Source organism: Helicobacter pullorum NCTC 12824 (assembly GCF_017979475.1).
GTDB classification, from domain to species: domain Bacteria; phylum Campylobacterota; class Campylobacteria; order Campylobacterales; family Helicobacteraceae; genus Helicobacter_D; species Helicobacter_D pullorum.
Genome location: NZ_JAERIT010000001.1, coordinates 238372 through 259404, shown reverse-complemented (window position 1 = coordinate 259404; position 21033 = coordinate 238372). Strand labels below are relative to the sequence as shown.

Genomic DNA, 21033 nt, shown 5'->3' with positions numbered 1-21033 from the left:
TTTTACCTCACTTACTTTTTAGAATCGCCTGATTTAGCTTTTTTAGCACCATACTTACTGCGTGAAACTGTTCTTTTTGCAACACCTGCAGTATCTAATGCACCACGGATAATATGGTATTTAACACCCGGTAAATCTTTTACCCTACCGCCACGAATAAGCACGATAGAGTGCTCTTGTAAGTTATGTCCTTCACCGGGAATATAACTAATTACCTCAAACCCGCTCGTTAATCTAACTTTTGCTACTTTTCTCAAAGCAGAGTTAGGTTTTTTAGGCGTTGTTGTATAAACACGAGTACAAACCCCTCTTCTTTGGGGGCAAACTACCAAAGCTGGAGACTTTGATTTCTTAATAACTTTTTTTCGTTCTTTTCTAATCAACTGGTTAATAGTTGGCACTTGTATTCCTTCTTAAAATAATTTCAATAGAGAAAATGAAGCGGATTATATTCAAATCACACTTTATCTTTGCTTAAATTAAGGTTTAAATAACCTTAATTTTCCTTAATTTTAACCTTCTTGCTCTTATAGATTCCCGTTCCAACAGGTATCATACGCCCTAATACAATATTTTCTTTCAAATCTTCCAAATTATCAATTTTAGCTGCAATACTTGCTTCTGTCAAAACTTTGGTTGTTTCTTGGAAAGAAGCTGCTGAAATCACAGAATCGCTTCCAATAGCCGCCCTTGTAATACCCAAAAGCACTGGCTCTGCAATTGCTGGGATTCCTCCCATTCTAATAATTCTAGCATTCTCCTCTCTAAAATGTCTTTTACTTACCAAATCTCCTTCTATGAATTTCGTGTTGCCACTATCATAGATACGAACTTGCCTTAGCATTTGTGAAACAATGATTTCAATATGCTTATCTGCAATGCTTACCCCTTGTCGGCGATAAACTTGTTGTACCTCACTTACAATGTATTTATACAGCTCTTTTTCTCCACCGATTCGTAGGATATCTTGACTAGCTACTACACCATCTGTCATTGCTTCACCTGCATGGACAAATTCACCATCATGCACCAAAATTTGCTTGGACTTGTCAATGAGATATTCTGCCACTCTTCCATCATTAGCGGTAATAATAATTTTTTCTTTACCTCTAATTGGTTTGCCAAAGCTCACAATTCCATCAATTTCCGCTAAAACTGCAGGATCTTTTGGTTTTCTTGCTTCAAAAAGCTCTGAAACTCTTGGGAGACCCCCTGTAATATCTTTTGATTTTACAAGTGCTTTTGGAGTCTTCGCTAGAATATCTGCCATTTCTACTTGAGCACCATCGGCAACAAAAATTGCAGTTTTAGGATCAAGTGCATAGCGTATCAACCCACCCTTAGCAGTAGATAATACCAAAGTAGGCTTATAGGCACTTGCGATATATTCATTAACCACCAATCTTGTTTGTCCTGTTAATTCGTCTGTTTGCTCAGAAACAGTCAATCCCGGAATGATATCCTCAAACTTAATAGTTCCTGCCTCTTCTGATATAATCGGATTAGAATAAGGATCCCAATCTGCAATTACAATTTGCTCATCATTTTCTGGGCTTGCAATCAAAGTGCTTTTTGTCACCCTTTGATTGTCTTCTACTTCAATCACAGAATCTCTAGCAATGTAATGACGCGCTGCTTCTTGATCATACTCATCAGCAACCACCGCAAATACACCTTTTTCGGTAATTTTTTCGCCTTTTTTCAAAGCCCTATAACGCTCTAAGTGATCGCCTTGCAAGTAATAATACTTCACAATCCCTTCTTCTTTGGCATAAATTTTTTGAGTAATTGGTGCGTTGTCTTCTACTTTTAATTCACTTGCATAAGAGATTCGATTAGGAATATTCCAACTATCTTTGATAATATCTACAATACTTCCCTCATCTCTCACATAATGCCCACTTGGATATGGAATATAGAATTTTCCTTCAATTTTCCCTGTTACACCTGCTAGCTCATTTGGTTTTGCCACATCACTTTTTCTTAAAGTGTATTTTGCGGTTTCTTTTTTGCCAATCACAGAGATAATCACTTCATCATGCACAATATCTACTTTCAATTCTCCCTCAAATGGAGCTTTGATTTTTGGTTCAACAAGCAAGATTGCAGCATTTCTTCTATTGGAAATAATTCGCTTGCCTTCCCTATTCTTATAGGTTTTGACATTATAATAACGAATAAATCCTTCTTTATCAGCTACAACTTGACGCTCTTCTTGACTTCTACTCGCTGTCCCACCGATATGGAAAGTCCTCAATGTCAATTGTGTTCCGGGCTCACCGATAGATTGTGCTGCCACAACTCCAACTGCCTCACCCATCTTAGAAATTCTAGATTCTCCAAGATTTAATCCATAACATTTAGCACACACACCTTTTTCGGCTTTACAAGTTACAGGAGTGCGGATAATGACAGATTTTACACCTGCTTCTTTTACCTTTCTAGCTTTTTCCTCATCTATAAGCACACCTTCACTAATAAGAACTTCATTAGTGATTGGGTCGATAATGTTTTCTGCTATAACACGCCCAAAGATTCTTTCATCCAAAGATTCAATGAGTTCGCTACCAATAGTAATATCTGTAATTTCAACTCCCTCATTAGTGCCACAATCATCCATTACAATCTTCACATTTTGACTTACATCGATGAGTTTTCTTGTCAAATAACCTGCATTTGCAGTTTTAAGCGCGGTATCTGCCAAACCTTTTCTTGCACCATGTGTTGAAATAAAATATTCTAACACATTCAAACCTTCTTTGAAGTTTGAAGTAATAGGCGTCTCAATAATCGTTCCATCAGGCTTTGCCATCAAACCACGCATTGCAGAAAGCTGTCGAATCTGCCCTGCACTACCTCTTGCTCCAGAATCTGCCATCATATAAATGGAGTTGAATCCAGCCTTATCATTTTCAATAAGCTTCATCATTTCATTACCCAAAGCATTATTGGTATCTGTCCAAACGTCAATAATCTTATTATAACGCTCTTGCTCTGTCAATAAGCCCGCTCCAAATTGCGCTTGAATATCTTTTACTTTTTTCTTTGCACCCTCAATGACTTTGTTTTTATTGCTTGGGACAATAATATCATCTGCAGAAATAGAAATACCGGCTTTGGTTGCATATTTGAAACCTAAATTTTTTAAGTTATCAAGGAAGCTAGCAGTAATCCCAACTCCGCCTTCTTTATACACATAGTCAATCAAGGTTGCAATATCTTTTTTCTTCAATACCTTATTCCACAAATGCATCGGAACAAAATCAGGCAAAATGGATTTTAGAATCATTCTACCAATTGTTGTATTAACAATCCTATCTTCCACATACACTCTTACTTTGGAGCTAATTTCGACCACCCCTGCTTCTAGTGCAATATGAATTTGATCAATATTAGAGAAGAGTTTATGCTCTCCTTTGGAATTGTCTTTTTCCAAAGAAAGATAATAAAGCCCCAAAACCATATCTTGACTAGGAACAGTGACAGCCTTACCACTTGCAGGAAGCAAAATATTCATAGAACTAAGCATTAATAGCTTGCATTCTGTAATTGCCTCTTGAGAAAGCGGAACATGCACTGCCATTTGGTCACCATCAAAGTCTGCATTAAATGCAGCACAAACTAATGGATGCAATTGAATCGCCTTTCCATCAATAAGCTTAGGATGGAAAGCTTGAATAGATTGCTTATGCAAAGTCGGCGCACGATTCAACATTACTGGATAATCTTCTACAATCTCTTGCAAACATTCCCATATTTCACTGCTTTTGCGTTCTATCATTTTTTTGGCTTGTTTGAGAGTTGTTGCATAACCTTTCTCTTCAAGCTTAGATAAAATATGTGGTTTAAATAATTCTAAAGCCATATTTTTAGGCAATCCACATTGATCCATTCTCAAATTTGGACCAACAACAATAACGCTTCTTCCTGAGAAATCCACACGCTTTCCAAGTAAGTTTTGGCGGAATCGCCCTTGCTTACCTTTAATAATTTCAGAAAGAGATTTCAATGGACGCTTATTAGCACCTTTTACAGCATTTGCATTTCTACCATTATCAAAAAGTGCATCTACCGCTTCTTGCAACATTCTCTTTTCGTTTCTTACAATAATCTCTGGTGCATCAAGCTCAATTAATCTCTTTAATCTTTGATTTCTGTTAATTACCCTTCGGTACAAGTCATTGACATCACTTACTGCAAATTTTCCACCATCAAGTGCAACCAAAGGACGCAAATCTGGTGGCAACACAGGAAGAACAGTAAGCATCATCCACTCTGGACGATTTTGCCCACCAGAAACCACGAAACTTTCTACCACTTTTAAACGCTTAATAATAGTTTTCTTTTTGGCTTCTGAATTAGTTGTTTTAATTGCTTCTTTTAGCTCGGCAATCAAATCCACCAAATCAATCCCTTCTAGCAATTCTTTGACAGCCTCTCCACCCATTTGCGCAACAAAACCTGTATGCTCGAATCTTTGAGAAAGATTTTGGTATTGCTCTTCATTGAGCACATCATATTTTGCAACCGGTTTTGTTCCTTCATTATCATAAAAAGCCTCTCCGGGTTGCTTGACAATATAAGCTTCATAATACAATACACGCTCTAAATCTTTCATTTTTACACCAAGCAATGTTCCAATTCTGCTTGGAAGTGAATTAACATACCAAATATGAGCTACTGGGGTTACTAGCTCGATATGTCCCATTCTTGAACGACGAACTTTGGAGCTTGTAACTTCCACTCCACATTTTTCACACACTATGCCTTTGTAACGCATTTTTTTGTATTTTCCGCAAAGGCATTCATAATCTCTTACTGGACCAAAGATTTTGGCACAAAACAATCCATCACGCTCTGGCTTTAATGTGCGATAGTTAATTGTTTCTGGCTTTTTAACCTCTCCATGACTCCAACTGCGAATCTTTTCTGGACTTGCAAGCAAAAGCTGAAATGCATTAAAATCGCTTGGACGATTATCTTCTTTAATAAGGATTGGTTCATTCACCCCTTCCTTATTCTTTGCAAATACATTGACATCTAATGCAAGGCTTTGCAATTCTTTAGTTAAAACATAGAAAGTTTCTGGTATTTCTGATTCTTTAACAGACTCTCCCCTAGTAATGGCTTTGTAAGCTTTTACACGCCCTTCTACATCATCTGATTTGATAGTTAGCATTTCTTTTAAAGTATGGGCTGCACCATAAGCTTCTAATGCCCAAACTTCCATCTCTCCAAACCTCTGACCACCAAAGAGTGCCTTACCACCCACTGGTTGTTGTGTTACAAGACTATATGGACCCGTACTTCTTGCATGCACTTTTTCATCGACAAGATGGTGAAGTTTTAGCATATACATATACCCTACATTCACACGCTCCATCATTTTTTCACCGGTTCTACCATCATATAGTTCTGTCTTACCATCTGAATCAATTTTAGCCAATGCAAAGAGTTTTTCAAATTCTTTTGCATTAACGCCTTCAAAAACAGGGGTAGCAAATTTTACACCCTTGCTCCAATCTCGTGCATAAGTTAGCAAATCCTCATCACTCAAAGAATTCAAGAAAGTTTTAATCTCTTTCATTCCTGAAGTTTCTGCAATTTCTTGCATTTTATCTCTTAATTTGCCAATCCACTTACCTTTTTCCTCTTCAAATACAAGAGAGATTTGTTCGCCTAGATTCTTCCCTACTAACCCCAAATGGACTTCCAAAATTTGCCCAATATTCATACGACTAGGCACCCCTAGAGGATTTAATACAATTTCTACTGGACGCCCATCTTTAGTATAAGGCATATCGACTTCTGGGACAATATTAGACACAATCCCTTTATTACCATGTCGCCCTGCCATTTTATCGCCGACTTTTAATTTGCGTTTTGTTGCCACATAAATCTTGACAAGTTTGACAACACCACTTGGCAAAATATCATCTTTTTCAATAATAGAAAGCTTTTCTTCATGCTCTTGACTGAGATTCTTCTTTTGTTCTAAGAAATTAGCTTTGAGTGCGTCATATTTGCTTTGTATCTCTTTTGAATATCCCTTAATAATTGTTCCCATTACAAAGCGATTTACATTTTCTAAATCTTCTTTTGGAATTACACTTCCTTTTTTGTATTCTTTATCGCCTATTTTTACATTGCTTGCAAGTTTTTCTTTAGAAAGAATAGAACCAATCCTTAAGCTTTCTTCTCTATCAAGCATTAAAAGTTTATCGTGATGCTCTAAATCCAAACGAGCCTTTTCTTCCTCATAAGCGACGATAGCACGCTTATCTTTGTCATAACCTTTTTTTGTAAAAATTTTAACATCTACTACTGTCCCTTCTAAACTTGGAGGACAATACAAAGATTTATTTACAACATGCCCCGCTTTTTCACCAAAGATTGCTCTTAATAATCTCTCTTCTGGGGTTGGCTTTACTTCACCTTTTGGAGAAGCTTTCCCTACTAATATCATTCCACCTGTAACATAAGTCCCGATTTTGACGATTCCACTCTCATCAAGATGAGCTAATTCTTCTTCACGAATATTTGGAATATCTCTTGTGATTTCCTCTACACCATGTTTGAGTTCCCTTGCTTCAATCTCTTTTTCATAAATGTGGATTGAAGTAAAAGCATCATTGCAAATAAGCTTTTCACTCACAACAATAGCATCTTCAAAATTATAACCATTCCATGGCATAAAGGCTACACGAATATTCTTTCCTAATGCAAGCTCTCCTTTATCCATATTTGGACCATCTGCGATTACATCACCAGCTTGCACTACATCACCAGCTTTGACAATCGGTTTTTGGGAAAAAGAAGTATTTTGGTTAGTCCTTAGATTCTTTTGAAGGGAATAATGATCAATGAATGCACCATTTTCATCTTCACCCAAAATATAAATATTCTTAGCATCTACTTTTTCAACAACACCGCCACGCGTTGCTTTTACACTCTCCCAAGAATCCCTTGATACAATTTTTTCAATCCCTGTTCCAACCACAGGTGCATCAGGGCACAATAAAGGAACAGCTTGGCGTTGCATATTTGAACCCATCAAAGCACGGTTTGCATCATCGTGCTCCAAAAATGGAATCAAACTAGCAGCAACACCTACCACCATTCTTGGACTAAGATCAATTAATTCTACCTTAGAAGATTCCATAAGGATAATTTCACCATCTTTACGCACTTCAATAATATCTTCTTTGATTACATTATCATTAGTCAAAACAGTGCTTGCAGGAGCAATTACAGCCCCTTCTTCTTGAGTGGCAGTTAAATATACAATCTCATCTGTAACTTTTTTATCCACAACCTTTCTATAAGGTGCTTCAATAAAGCCCAACTCATTTACCTTCGCATAAGTAGATAAGGTATTAATCAACCCGATATTTTGCCCCTCTGGAGTTTCAATAGGACAGATTCTTCCATAATGCGTTGGATGCACATCACGCACTTCAAAGCCTGCTCGCTCTTTTACCAAACCGCCTTCTCCAAGTGCAGATAATCTTCTTTTGTGTGTAACTTCAGAAAGTGGATTTGTTTGATCCATAAATTGAGAAAGTTGCCCACCGGTAAAAAATTCCAAAATCGTTCCTGTAATCATTTTGGAATTAATCAAATCATGTGGCATAAGCTCCTCTAAACCGCTACTAATTGTTGAGAGCTTATCGCGAATCGCTTTTTGCATTTTTACTAATCCCAAATGAAGTTCATTTGCCAAAAGCTCCCCAATAGCACGGATTCTACGATTCCCTAAGTGATCCCTATCATCGATTCTACCTTGTCCATTTTTTACATGGATAAGATAACGCACGGTTTTAATAATATCTTCATGAGTAAGAACAGTCACATAATCTGGCACGGAAATATCAAGCTTATGATTCATCTTCATACGCCCTACTCGCGTCAAATCATAACGCTCTGGGTCAAAGAATAGCTGTTGCACAAATTGCTTAGCCGCTTCTTTTGTTACAGGCTCTCCTGGTCGCATTACTTTATAAATACGGATTGTTGCCAAATCATTTTCATTATCAATTTTTTCAGTTTGCTTAAGAAGCTTGAGAGATTCTGCATCGGCAATAAAAGCATTAATCACAGAAGAATCCACGCCACTTGCTAAGTCATTTGCAATTACAAACTCATTAATGCCAAGCTCTGCTAATTTCTTAAGCTTTGAATCATCCATCAAAGTCAAAGCATCAAAAAGAATCTCGCCACTCTCTTTATCAATGATAGGTTCTGCAAGATAACGATTTGCCAAAATATCAATTGGATATTCAATCATATTAAGCTTTTCTTCTTTTAATGCTTTTGCCTTTTTTGCAGTCAAGCGTTTCCCTGCTGCAAGAATCAATTTCCCTTTTGTATCTCTAATATCAAAATCTACACGCCCTATAAATTCTTCTGGATCAAATGGAATGAAGTATTTTCCAGATTTATGTTTAATTGTCAAAAGCGGATAGAACATTTTTAAAATATCTTGCTTTGAGTACCCTAATGCTCTAAAAAGAATTGTAACAGGAATTTTTCTTCTTTTATTGACACGCACAAAAAGGGTATCTTTGGCATCATATTCAAAATACAGCCAAGAGCCTCTATCAGGGATAATTTGCCCTGTATAAACAAGCTTATTAGAAGCTGTTGAAGATTCTTCTTCTTTAAAAATAACTCCCGGGCTTCTATGAAGTTGATTTACAACAACTCTTTCAACTCCATTAATAATAAAACTTGTCCTATCTGTCATTAATGGGATTTCTCTTACAAAAATATTTTGCTCTTTAATATCCTTGACGCCAAGTTTTTCACCCGTCTTTTCATCTCTCTCCCAAAGCACTAAACGGATTTTGATTTTCAAAGGAATCGAATAAGTCAAACCCCTTTCCATAGCTTCTCTTACCGTATAACGCGGCTTTCCATATTCACAACCTGCATATTCAAGACTAATACGATTTTGTGTATCATGTATAGGAAAAATAGACTTAAAAACTTTTTCAATACCTGATTCATTGTTATCTTGTGATTTCAAAAAAGCTTCATAACTACTTCTTTGCAATTGAAGCAAATTTGGAACTGCTATATTTTGCGGTATTTTAGTAAAATCAACTCTTAATCTATTTCCGGATTTTAAACTTATTGGCATAATCACTACCTTTATTATTTAATGTAGAATTTTGGAAGAAAAATGAAAGGGAGCCTAAACTCCCCTCTTATGACTTTATTTAATTTCGACTTTAGCACCAGCTTCTTCAAATTTTGCTTTAATTGCTTCAGCGTCTTCTTTTTTAACACCTTCTTTAACAGTAAATGGAGTTTTCTCAACTGCATCTTTTGCTTCTTTCAAGCCAAGACCTGTAACTTCTCTTACTACCTTGATAACATTGATTTTCTTATCTCCGCTATCTGCAAGGATAATATCAAACTCAGTTTTTTCTTCTCCACCACCAGCAGCACCACCAGCAACGGCACCACCAGCAACAACAGTTGGAGCTGCAGAAACACCAAATTTCTCTTCAAATGCTTTTACAAGCTCTGAGAGTTCCATTACAGAAAGATTACCAATGTATTCTAATACTTCTTCTTTTGAAATTGCCATAATTCATCTCCTTATTATATTATTCAGATTCTTTTTGTTTTCGTAAATTATCCAACCCTGTAACAAAATAGCGAGCAGGGGCAGTCCATACAGACAACAACATACCAATAAGCTCTTCTTTTGAAGGTAGTTTTGAAACTGCTTCAATGTGTTTTGCATCAACCAAAGCACCTTCATAATAACCAGCTTTAATGATCAATTTTCCACCAACTGAGTTTGAAAATTTACAAACTGCTTTGGATAAAGAAATTTGGTCTTCACCCCACAAAAAGATATTATTCTCTCTTAGCTCTAATCCTTCAATATTAGAGTTTTTCAATGCAATAGAAGCTAAAGTATTTTTAATCACTTGAACTTTTGCATTTTGAGACCTAATATCCGCTCTCAAAGCTTCTAATTCTTTTACTGTGAGACCTTTATAATCACAAACTGCTATCGCTTTAGATGCTTTAAATTCAGTTGTTAATTTCTCAATTAGGGCACTTTTCTCTGCTTTTGTCATTTTAACCTCCTTTCAGACGAAAGACTTATATAGGAATTTTTAAGCTTTTTTCAAAGCTCCTATAGTCATTAGTCTAAGATAAAAACAAGAATAAATTATTTCATATCAATTAACTCTTGAGTATCAAGCTTTAATGAAGGACTCATTGTTAATGATAAAGTAGCATTTTTAATATATTTACCTTTTGCAGTTGCAGGTTTTTGTCGGTTGATATTCCTTACAAGCGCAATGATATTTTCTTCTAATTTTTTAGCATCAAAGCTTACTTTTCCAACTGGTGCATGAACAATACCTTTTTTATCAACACGATAATTGACTTGACCGCTCTTAGCATTGCTTACCGCTTTTGATACCTCCATAGTCACTGTTCCTGTTTTTGGATTTGGCATCAAACCTTTTGGACCAAGGATTCTACCTACTTTACCAACCAAAGCCATCATATCTGGAGTTGCAATTACCATATCAAAGTTCAAATCACCTGCTTTGATTTGCTCTGCTAAATCTTCATCTCCTACAATATCTGCTCCTGCTGCTTTAGCCTCATCTGCCTTAACACCTTTTGCAAATACTGCAACACGAACATTTTTACCTGTTCCATTAGGCAAAACAACCGCTCCACGTATCATTTGATCAGCATGTCTAGGATCTACACCCAAGCTCAACGCTATCTCAACTGTTTCATCAAATTTAGCAGATGCTAAAGATTTCACTGTTGCAGAAGCGGTTGTAATATCGTATATCTTTTTACAATCTACTTTTTCTAGTAGATTTTGCATTCTTTTAGTTAATTTTTTCGCCATATTTATACTCCAACGCGTCTTTTTTATTCTACAACTTCAATGCCCATACTGCGAGCACTTCCTTCGATAATTTTAATAGCTGCTTCCTCTGAATTTGCATTCAAATCATCCATTTTAGTTTTTACAATTTCCATTACTTGTGCTTTTGTTAATTTACCAACTTTATTTTTTAATGGATTATCAGAACCTTTTTGGATTCCTGCGGCTTTTTTAATTAAATCTGTTACAGGTGGTTTTTTTGTAACAAATGTAAAACTCTTATCTTGATAAACTGTAATTAATACTGGAATATTAAAATCTCCCATATCTTTAGTTTTTTCATTAAAAGCTTTACAAAATTCCATAATATTTACACCGCGTTGTCCTAATGCTGGACCTACTGGTGGAGATGGATTTGCCTTACCTGCAGGGATTTGAAGCTTAAGTTCGCCAATGATTTTCTTTGCCATAACTTATCCTTGTTTTTAGTAATTAAACTATTTTTTCCACTTGTGAATAAAGTATTTCAATAGGAGTACTTCTACCAAAAATTGAAACATTGAGTTTTAGCTTTCTATGTTCCATATCATATTCTTCCACCGTCCCAGTGAAATTCGCAAAAGGACCTTCAATAATTCTAACAACTTCACCTGCTTCAAAAATGATTTTTGGTTTGGGAGCTGCACGATTTTGCACCTTTTCAATGATGTGATTAATATCTGCTTCACTCAAAGGAGTAGGTTTTTTTGCTTCACCAATAAAACGACTGACTTTTGGTAAAGATTGGATTGTATGCCATAATGCTGTATCAAGATCAACCCGTATAAAAACATATCCCGGATAGAGACTTCTTTCGCTTATCTTTTTCTTATTATTCTTAACTTCAATAATATCTTCTGTTGGAACAACGATATCTGTCAAACGCTCTTCTAAATGATGCTCTTTTACAAGATTTTCAATACCACGTTTTACTGCTTGTTCACTACCAAAATATGTTTGAATCGCATACCAATACAACGCCATAGATAAATCCTAATAATTATAAAATACTAGAAACAAAACTGCCAAGAATGAAATCAACCAGTGCTAAAAATAGAGCAATAATTGTTACAACCATAATAACAGAAATAAAAGCATTTCTTACTTGTTCTTTTGTGGGAAAAATAACTTTTGATAACTCTTCTCTAGATAGTCTATAATAATTTATTAATTTTTTCATCACTTGTTTGTCTCTCTTTATTCCAAAATGGCAGGCCAGGAGGGACTCGAACCCCCAACACTCGGTTTTGGAGACCGACGCTCTACCATTGGAGCTACTGACCTACAAAAAAACAAAAAGCTAAGGGAAAATCCCCTAGCTTTTAAGTTTTACTTCTTTATGAATTGTATGTTTATTTAATCTTGGGCAGAACTTTTTTAGCTCCAGTTTTTCTGTTTGTGTTTTTGCATTTTTTACAGTGCTGTAATTAATGTCACCACATTCAGAACATTTGAGACCAATTTTTACACGATTACCTTTAGCCATTTTAAAGCCTATTCAATAATCTTTGTAACAACACCTGCACCTACAGTTCTACCACCTTCACGGATAGCAAATCTTGTTCCCTCTTCAAGTGCAATTGGGTTGATTAATTCAACAGTGATTTTGATATTATCACCTGGCATAACCATTTCTACACCTTCTGGCAATGCGATAGAACCAGTGATATCTGTTGTTCTTACATAGAATTGTGGTCTATAACCATTAAAGAATGGAGTATGTCTTCCGCCTTCCTCTTTTGAAAGAACATAGATTTCGCCTTCAAATTTTTTGTGAGGAGTGATTGAGCCGGGCTTACATAATACCATACCTCTTTCAACTTCTTCTTTTTTAGTTCCTCTTAGAAGTACCCCAACATTATCACCAGCTTCACCTTGATCAAGTTCTTTTCTAAACATTTCAACGCCAGTTACTGTTGTTTTTTGTGTTGGTCTAATACCTACGATTTCAATCTCATCACCAACTTTTACGATACCTCTTTCAATTCTTCCTGTAACAACTGTTCCACGACCTGCAATTGAGAATACATCTTCAATTGGCATAAGGAAAGTTTTATCTGTTTCACGCACAGGAGTTGGAATATACTCATCTACTGCATCCATAAGCTTCATGATTTTTTCACTCCACTCACCTAAACTTCCTGCTTTTGCTTCCTCAAGTGCCTTAAGAGCAGAACCTGCAATGATTGGAGTATCATCTCCGGGGAATTCATAGCTTGATAAAAGCTCTCTAATTTCCATTTCAACTAATTCTAACAATTCTGGATCATCAACCATATCTTGTTTATTCATAAATACTACAATATAAGGAACACCAACTTGACGAGATAGCAAAATATGCTCTCTTGTTTGTGGCATTGGACCATCAGCAGCAGAAACAACAAGAATCGCACCATCCATTTGTGCTGCACCTGTAATCATATTCTTAACATAGTCAGCGTGTCCGGGGCAATCTACGTGCGCATAGTGTCTTTTTTCTGTTTCATACTCAATGTGTGAAGTTGCGATAGTAATACCACGCTCTTTTTCTTCTGGAGCGTTATCGATATTATCATAATCTTTCATCTCCGCCAAACCCTTTGTGGATAGAACAGCAGAAATCGCAGCACTTAAAGTTGTTTTACCATGGTCAACATGCCCGATAGTTCCAATATTTACATGGGGTTTTGATTTGACATATTTTTCCTTAGCCATAAGCTTCTCCTAAAATTTAAAGTTTAAAATAGTTCAAATTTTACACTATTTTTACCAATTTTAAAATTAAGAATCGTAACATTTTCTACAATTCTATCACAATCTCTGAAAAACTGGAGCCCATAAGCGGGATTGAACCGCCGGCCTCTTCCTTACCAAGGAAGTGCTCTGCCACTGAGCTATATGGGCATACAAAAATAAACAACATAAAAAGTGTTAGGCTGATTTAAAAAAACTACAAGTAGAATCAGCTCCCAGTATGGAGCGGGAAACGGGGCTCGAACCCGCGACCCTCAGCTTGGAAGGCTGATGCTCTAGCCAACTGAGCTACTCCCGCATACTTTATTAATGGTGGTGAGACGTGGATTCGAACCACGGAAGGTAGAACCAGCAGATTTACAGTCTGCCCTCGTTGGCCACTTGAGTATCTCACCCCTAAAACTGGTCAAACACTGAAAAATAACTATTTAATTTTTAAAATGGAGCTGGTAAAGGGACTCGAACCCCCGGCCTGCTGCTTACAAGGCAGCTGCTCTACCAACTGAGCTACACCAGCAAATTTTAAAAATGAGACGAAATTTTACCCTTTTTTGAAATTATTGTCAATAGCTTTTAAAATTATTGTAAAATTCTTTTGCATTTTTAGTGAGAATTTACATCAAATAATGCGTATTTGCGTGATTATATTTATGTTAATCCATCACTAAATAATTGCAAAATTTTCAAAAAGGAATTTTATGAAATCCCATAAAAATCTACAACCTAGGGGATTTAGAAAAAAATATTTTTCTTTGGCTGCAATTTTGATGCTAAATAGCACCCTCATTGCACAAAGTCAAAATATTGCTTTAAATGAAAAATCTCTCAAAACAAAAGAGCAATCATTGAAGCTTTCTATTATCCATGCAGATGAGTTTGTAGAGAATGCAGACTTCAAAGAAGAATTTAGTGCAGAGGAAATTAAACAATCCAATGCTCAAAATGTCTATGAATTCTTAAATCTTCATTCTCTGCTTAAAACCACTTCCAGTTATGGCAATCCTTATACTCAAAACATTGATTTGCGTGGCTTTGGGCAAAACGCACACAAGAATCTTGCTATTATCGTTGATGGAATGCGTCTTAACAACATTGATTCTCCGCCTATTTCACTTAGTGCAATCCCGCTAGATTCTATTCAAAAAATAGAAATTATACGAGGTAAAGGCACCACAAAATATGGTAATGGTGCAGTGAGTGGGGTGTTAAAAATCACTACTACGCGTAAAGCTGGTGGTGAAATTAACTTGAGTTATGCAAGTTATGATACTTTTAATTCGCAATTTTTTGCACGGCATGCTGGGGATAATTTGAACATTGGATTATATGGACAATATCAAAATTCACAAGGCAGCAGAAGAATCTCTCCAGATTCTGATGAAAAAGATGGCAATTACAACAAAAATGGCGGTATTACGCTTTTTTATTATCCCGATGATTCTTTATTGCTTAGAGCAAATATGAATTATTCCAAATATGGAATCAAATACGCTGATCCACTTACCAAAGAGCAGTTTGACAAAGATCCAAGCCAAGCGGGAGATTCCTTTACCCATCAAAAACGCTGGGATTTGTATCACAATGTAGGCTTAACTTATTTTGCAAATAACGGCTTAGTTACAGAAGTCAATTTTGGTGGGAATCGCAACGAGAGTGAATATATCAACTTCGCTAATCTCTATGAGGGCAAAGGTTTGTATGGGAATTTCAATTCTCAATACAAAAATGATTCCTATCTTGCAGAAATTGGTGGAGAAATCAAGCAAAACCAACGCTCAAGCAGCACAGCAAAAGCTCAAGTAAGTGAGATTTTACTCTATTTAAATGGAGAAAAATATTTCAAAGATTCTACGCTAAATCTTGGAATCTCCGCCCAAAGAGTAATCAACCAGCAAAAAGGCGATGGCACTTATAGCACACAAGAAAATCTCATAGGTGGAGAGCTTGGATACAACTATCAAATCCATCCCCTAATCAATCTTTTTGCCTCTTACTCTCGCACCTTTGCTACTCCAAATGTCGATTGGCTGCTTGGATATGATCCTATTACCTATGCACCCATGCTAAATACACTAGCCAAAACCGCCACTTTTGATACTTTTCAAATTGGCTCCAAAGCCGTTTTTGGGATTCATGAGTTAAGCGGGAATATCTTTTATATCCATGGAAATGATGAGGCTTACTATGGGTTAAATAAAATCACTGGAATCTATGATAATCAGACTTTGGGGGAAACTCGCAGAATCGGTGGGGAACTAAAATTCACTACCTATTTTTCACAAAATCTCTTTAGCACCTTAAGCTATGCTTATGTTGATGCGACAATGCAGGGCAATGAAGGGTATAAAGGCAATACTATTCCGGGAGTTTCTAAACATACTTTTATTATAGGATTAAACTACCTTCCTATCCCAAATCTTAATCTTGGAATCTCTTATAAATATGCTTCTAAAGCTTATGATTACAATGATTTTGACAATACTTTAGAAAAAATGCCAAACTACCAAAGCCTCAATGTAACCCTTAGCTACACTCTCAAAGATTTTGAAATTTATGCCTTTGCTAATAATCTCACAAATCATAAAAATGCTCTAGTTGTTGATAAATATTATCCCTATGAGTTTGAAACAACCTTTGGTGGGGGAGTGAAATATAAATTCTAATGGAACATTTCACTTTTAAAACCTATTTAAGCTACAAATTTCTTAACTCCCTTTTTGGGAGTGCTTCTTTGGGGACAATTTTCACAATCTACGCTATTTTGCCACCAAAAACCTTTTCCATAGGTGGCATTACACTTGCACTTGGTGCTTGGATTCTTACCTTTTTTTATACTCAACTTTTAAAAACAAAACCTTATAAAATCATTCTTTTAATGATTGAGATTCTACCCTTTTGTTATCTTGCCGCTTATTTATTATTCCCTAATACCTTTTATGGTGCAATCTTGGTTTATGCCCTTTATCAAATAGGGTTTATTTTTGGAGACTATCTTTCACGCAATGAAACTTTGATATTCCACACCAAAGATTATCTTTCAAAAATTGATAAAACAAGACAAATTGGATATTTAAGTGGATTATCTTTGGCATTTATTTTTTATTTTATATTAGAAAAATTTGGTATAGATTCAAAAGAAACACAAATTTATAATATCCATTTTCTCTTACTTTTGCTACAATGCTTGGTTATTTTAACCCTTATTTTTTCATTCAAAGGAAAATCTTGCAAAACCTAAAAGAATCCTACCGCAAAAACTGCAAAGCCTCTTTAGAGAAAATCAAAGCTTCCAACCAAACAAGAATCTTAGACTACAAACTCCAAAAGCAACTCAAGATTCTTTTGGATTCTCTAATCTCCCTCCACCAAAAAACCTCCAAAACCCCTCTTAATATTTTATTTTATTATCCTCTTGCAAGCGAATTTAATTGCAAAAAACTTTTAAATGCCTATCGCAAACAAAAAAAGATTCAAATTTTTACGCCTTTTATGTGTGGTATCAGCTTTAAAATTGTAAAATATAGATTACCATTGCAAAAAAAAGTATTTGGTATTTACGAATCTTATAATTCATCTTTTAAGGTTAATAAAATCCATATTGCAATTATTCCAACACTTGGAATAGATAAAAATTTCAAAAGAATAGGATTTGGCAAAGGTATGTATGATAGATTTTTTGAAACTCTAAAACAAAAACCTATTAATATTTTTATTTGTCGTGCTACTCATTATAATCATCAAATCATTACACAACCACACGACATTCAAGCAAATTTTTTCATCACACCTTTTGTCAGTCTAAAATTAGAGGACAAAAAATATGATAACTTGGATTATAATAAGCTCCGCTTTATCAGCCTTAGTCGCTGGCGGTGGAAGCTACCTTATTTCACGCAAACTTTCTAATGCTAATTTAGAAGTTTTACTCGAACAATCAAAGGCAAAGGCAAAAGCCATAGAATATGAGGCAGAGAAGATTCTTCAAGAATCAAGAATCAAAGCCAAAGAGCTAGAAATAGAATCTCAACAAAAATACGAAAGAGAAACTGCTAAGATTATCAAAGAATACGAAAATAATCTTTTGGAATTAGAAAAAGTAAAGCTCAAAGAAAATCAACAAATCGAACGCGAATATTGTAAGCTAGAGCAAGAAAAACAGCTTATCCGCAGAGACAAAAACAATCTCTCTCAAGAAAGAGAATCCCTCAAAAAACTCAAGAATAATTACCAAGAAAAGCTAGAAGAACTCACTCATCATCTCACAGCCGTCAATTCTATCACCAAAAATGAAGCAAAAAAACTTCTTTTTGAAAAAATCACAGAAGAATCAAGGCAAGAAATTGCACAATTCTTAAGAAAAATAGAAAATCAAGCCAAAGAAGAAGCCAAAGCAAAAGCTACTTATATTTTAGCACAAGCAACCTCGCGTTTTGCAGGTGAATTTGCCGCTGAGAGACTTATCCATACAATCATACTGCCTAATGATGAGATGAAAGCTAGAATTATCGGCAAAGAAGGACGAAATATCAAAACATTAGAAATGATTTGTGGCGTGGATATTATCATTGATGATACACCCGGTGTGATTATTGTAAGCTCACACAATCTCTATCGCCGCTCTATTGCGGTGCAGACTATCCAAAGACTCATCGAAGATGGTAGAATCCAACCAGCTAGAATCGAAGAAATCTATCAAAAATGCTATGATGAATTTGAACAAAATATCTTTGAAGAGGGGCAGAGAGTTACTCTTGATTTGGGGCTTGGAAATATCCATCCTGATATCCAAAAGCTCATAGGAAAATTGCGTTATCGTGCAAGCTATGGACAAAATGCCTTAGCTCACAGCCTAGAAGTTGCAAACCTTGCTGGAATCATTGCAGCAGAATTAGGGGGAGATTGCCTACTTGCCACAAGAGCAGGATTACTCCATGATATAGGCAAGGCTAGGACACATGATTTCAAAGGTAGCCATGTAGAACTTGGGGCTGAAATTGCAAGGCGATACAACGAACACCCTGTGGTTTTAAACGCAATTTTATCCCACCACGGCGATGAAGAGATTAAAAGCATCGAAGCTGCCGCTGTTTGTGCTGCTGATTCTCTCTCTGCAGCGCGTCCGGGTGCAAGACGAGAAGTGCTAGAAAATTATCTAAGAAGAGTAAGCGAGATTGAGCGAATTGCACTTTCAAAAATGGGAGTTTTGCATGCTTATGCAATCAATGCAGGACGAGAAGTGCGAGTAATCGTGAAATCTGAAGATATTAGCGATGATGAATCTTATCTGCTAGCTAGAGAAATCGCCAAAGACATAGAAGCAAGCGTGCAATACCCTGGTGAAGTCAAGGTAAGCGTGATACGCGAAACAAGAGCTTGTGCGATAGCAGAATAACCGATGAAAGCAGTTTATACCTTTTTGACTAATTTATGGGTCAAATTTTATCTCAAGAAAAATCCCATCATCAAGCTCCCCAAACCAACCAAACTAGAAAATATCCAAAGCATTGTTATTTTTTCTAACACCGCCTTAGGTGATACTCTTATGCGAACCCCTGCGATTGTAGCTACAAGAGAGGCTTTTCCAAATGCAAAGATTGCTTTATTTATCGCAAAAAATATTTACCCACTTTTTAAAGATTATGAATTTGTAGATGATTTTATCCTTTATGATAAAGGCTATAAGGGATTTTTAAAAAATATTTTCCAAATACGTGCCTTAAAACCTGATTTGATTTTAATGTATCACTCCAATGGACCACAAGATATTCCAACTGCGATTCTAAGTGGTGCAAAATATATCCTCAAAACTCCAAGAAATGGCAAGCACGAATCTCTGCTTTCTACAAAGCTCTCACGAGATATGGCTGCACATTTTATCCCTCTAAGCCTAAAAACCTTAGAATACATTACTCTAAAAGAAAATTCCAATATCACAATGAAACTCCCCTCAAAATACCATGATTTTATAGCCAAAAAAGCTCTGGGGGGGGGGGCTTAGAATAGGGTTTCAAATGCGAACAAGCAAACCCCAACGAGAATGGGGAGTAGAAAATTTTGCCAAACTTGCACAAGAGATTCTAGGACATTTCACTAATGCAGAAATTTCCTTAAGTGGGACAAACCAAGAAAAAATATATTGCGAAAAAATCTACTCTTTGCTTCCAAGTAATCTCCACAACAAAGTCCATAATGTCTGCGGTAAATACAAAATCGATGAACTTCCCTTTTTTCTAAAATCTCTTGATTGTCTTATCACGGGCGATACAGGACCTATGCATCTTGCAGGTGCTTTGAAGATTCCAAGCATTGCTTTATTTTTAGGGGGAGCAAACCCAAAGGGCAGTGGAATCTTGCAAGATAGAGAAATCCATATAGAAAATTTGCCAAAAAGAGCCTATCACGCACAAGCAAGTGTTTAAGGAACTAACGCAAATTCTTTCAAAAATTTAAATTTTTGCTATAATTTCAAGCTCAATAGATTTACTTAATTTAAGGATAACATTTGCGGATTTCTTTCGATAAAAATCTATACTTGGTTGCTAAAAATTATTATTACTGGCTATATATAATTGGACTTGCTGGAATAGTTGGAATGACTGTATTTTTTATCCATTTTAATCAATTCTCCATTGCCTTTCTTATATTGCCCACAATAAGCATATTTATCCCAACCGTTATAGATTTATCAAAAATAATAAAACGATTACTAATATATTTCAAGAAATTACAATACATGCTTTATCTATTTTGTTTTCTTGTCGGCTACATTATCTATGGCTTTTCTACAATATTATCCAAAGAATATATTTCATTAATTTTAAAAGTTTTACCAGACACATATACTGATGCCATATATTGGTTTAATTTGCTATTCTCTTTCATTATCATTTTATGTCTTATTTTATTCCTTTCCATTATTATGCCTTTTTTATATTTTACAATTAGAATATTAGTTGATATCCCGTTAAAATTATTATATGTTCTATATGCTCCGCTTGGAAATTTCTTTAACCAGCAAATACAAAAAATTTCAACATATATTACAAATACTGCAGTTTTCTTTTTTGGCTTTCACCATAAAACACATTTCCGCTGTTTTATACTTAGCATCACCATTTTTATTGCAATTGCACTACCTTACATATTAACATCCACTATTACTTTTATTGAAAAAAATAGTTTATACATCATTCACTACACCTCATACTTTCAAAATTATAGCACTTGCAAAAAAATAGGCAATAATGCCTATATAAAATTGCTGGGGGAGAATCAAGTCTCAGTTTCACCTTTTAAAAACAAAAGTCTTTCCTCTCTGATAGTAAGCAAAATGCCCAATGGTGATTTTTACACTGCGGAATGCAACTAAAGTAAATTAATATTAT

17 protein-coding genes and 5 tRNA genes are annotated in these 21033 nt (G+C 35.6%); 7 read left to right on the top strand and 15 right to left on the bottom strand.

Annotated features, from left to right (window positions below):
• Positions 1-11: 11 nt before the first annotated feature.
• The 15 genes from rpsL to JJQ98_RS01250 form a co-directional block, all read right to left on the bottom strand.
• Positions 12-401, bottom strand: a complete 390-nt coding sequence (gene rpsL / locus JJQ98_RS01320; RefSeq protein WP_005021361.1) for a 30S ribosomal protein S12 — start codon at positions 399-401, stop codon at positions 12-14.
• A gap of 95 nt (positions 402-496) precedes the next feature.
• Complete coding sequence (locus tag JJQ98_RS01315; protein WP_174499460.1) at positions 497-9142, bottom strand: DNA-directed RNA polymerase subunit beta/beta'; 8646 nt, start codon at positions 9140-9142, stop codon at positions 497-499.
• 75 nt (positions 9143-9217) lie between these two features.
• Positions 9218-9595, bottom strand: coding sequence for a 50S ribosomal protein L7/L12 (gene rplL, locus JJQ98_RS01310; RefSeq protein WP_005021366.1), 378 nt, complete (start codon positions 9593-9595; stop codon positions 9218-9220).
• A gap of 19 nt (positions 9596-9614) precedes the next feature.
• Positions 9615-10097 (bottom strand): 50S ribosomal protein L10, encoded by a 483-nt coding sequence (rplJ, locus tag JJQ98_RS01305; RefSeq protein ID WP_005021369.1) that lies wholly within the window; start codon positions 10095-10097, stop codon positions 9615-9617.
• A gap of 95 nt (positions 10098-10192) precedes the next feature.
• Positions 10193-10897 (bottom strand): 50S ribosomal protein L1, encoded by a 705-nt coding sequence (rplA, locus tag JJQ98_RS01300; RefSeq protein ID WP_005021371.1) that lies wholly within the window; start codon positions 10895-10897, stop codon positions 10193-10195.
• A gap of 23 nt (positions 10898-10920) precedes the next feature.
• Complete coding sequence (gene rplK / locus JJQ98_RS01295) at positions 10921-11346, bottom strand: 50S ribosomal protein L11 (RefSeq protein WP_005021374.1); 426 nt, start codon at positions 11344-11346, stop codon at positions 10921-10923.
• A gap of 22 nt (positions 11347-11368) precedes the next feature.
• Positions 11369-11893, bottom strand: a complete 525-nt coding sequence (nusG, locus tag JJQ98_RS01290) for a transcription termination/antitermination protein NusG (RefSeq protein ID WP_172594092.1) — start codon at positions 11891-11893, stop codon at positions 11369-11371.
• A 22-nt stretch (positions 11894-11915) separates the two neighbouring features.
• Positions 11916-12095, bottom strand: a complete 180-nt coding sequence (gene secE / locus JJQ98_RS01285) for a preprotein translocase subunit SecE (protein ID WP_040499787.1) — start codon at positions 12093-12095, stop codon at positions 11916-11918.
• A 28-nt stretch (positions 12096-12123) separates the two neighbouring features.
• Positions 12124-12199 (bottom strand) — tRNA-Trp (locus JJQ98_RS01280).
• Between the two features lie 31 nt (positions 12200-12230).
• Positions 12231-12401, bottom strand: a complete 171-nt coding sequence (rpmG, locus tag JJQ98_RS01275; protein WP_005021381.1) for a 50S ribosomal protein L33 — start codon at positions 12399-12401, stop codon at positions 12231-12233.
• Between the two features lie 8 nt (positions 12402-12409).
• Positions 12410-13609 carry an elongation factor Tu gene (tuf, locus tag JJQ98_RS01270; protein WP_005021383.1) on the bottom strand — a complete coding sequence of 400 codons (1200 nt, stop codon included), beginning with the start codon at positions 13607-13609 and terminating at the stop codon, positions 12410-12412.
• A gap of 114 nt (positions 13610-13723) precedes the next feature.
• Positions 13724-13798, bottom strand: a tRNA-Thr gene (locus tag JJQ98_RS01265).
• A gap of 71 nt (positions 13799-13869) precedes the next feature.
• Positions 13870-13946: transfer RNA gene (locus tag JJQ98_RS01260), tRNA-Gly, on the bottom strand.
• Positions 13947-13958: 12 nt separating this feature from the next.
• Positions 13959-14043: transfer RNA gene (locus tag JJQ98_RS01255), tRNA-Tyr, on the bottom strand.
• 46 nt (positions 14044-14089) lie between these two features.
• Positions 14090-14165 (bottom strand) — tRNA-Thr (locus JJQ98_RS01250).
• Between the two features lie 181 nt (positions 14166-14346).
• Between JJQ98_RS01250 and JJQ98_RS01245 the strand changes: the two genes are divergently transcribed.
• The 7 genes from JJQ98_RS01245 to JJQ98_RS01215 all read left to right on the top strand — a co-directional run bounded on the left by JJQ98_RS01245 (position 14347) and on the right by JJQ98_RS01215 (position 21017).
• Entirely contained in the window at positions 14347-16311 is a 1965-nt protein-coding gene (locus JJQ98_RS01245; protein ID WP_151105252.1) for a TonB-dependent receptor, read from the top strand.
• Positions 16311-16886: a hypothetical protein gene (locus JJQ98_RS01240; protein ID WP_151105251.1), complete on the top strand. Its 576-nt coding sequence runs from the start codon at positions 16311-16313 to the stop codon at positions 16884-16886. Before JJQ98_RS01245 ends, JJQ98_RS01240 begins: the two co-directional genes overlap by 1 nt.
• Positions 16874-17554, top strand: coding sequence for a 5-formyltetrahydrofolate cyclo-ligase (locus tag JJQ98_RS01235; protein ID WP_151105250.1), 681 nt, complete (start codon positions 16874-16876; stop codon positions 17552-17554). Before JJQ98_RS01240 ends, JJQ98_RS01235 begins: the two co-directional genes overlap by 13 nt.
• Positions 17469-19040 carry a ribonuclease Y gene (gene rny, locus JJQ98_RS01230; RefSeq protein ID WP_065829424.1) on the top strand — a complete coding sequence of 524 codons (1572 nt, stop codon included), beginning with the start codon at positions 17469-17471 and terminating at the stop codon, positions 19038-19040. Before JJQ98_RS01235 ends, rny begins: the two co-directional genes overlap by 86 nt.
• Positions 19041-19043: 3 nt before the next feature.
• Positions 19044-19646 carry a glycosyltransferase family 9 protein gene (locus JJQ98_RS01225; protein WP_151105249.1) on the top strand — a complete coding sequence of 201 codons (603 nt, stop codon included), beginning with the start codon at positions 19044-19046 and terminating at the stop codon, positions 19644-19646.
• A 13-nt stretch (positions 19647-19659) separates the two neighbouring features.
• Complete coding sequence (locus JJQ98_RS01220; RefSeq protein WP_151105248.1) at positions 19660-20067, top strand: glycosyltransferase family 9 protein; 408 nt, start codon at positions 19660-19662, stop codon at positions 20065-20067.
• 83 nt (positions 20068-20150) lie between these two features.
• Positions 20151-21017, top strand: a complete 867-nt coding sequence (locus JJQ98_RS01215; protein WP_151105247.1) for a hypothetical protein — start codon at positions 20151-20153, stop codon at positions 21015-21017.
• The last annotated feature ends 16 nt before the right edge of the window (positions 21018-21033 follow it).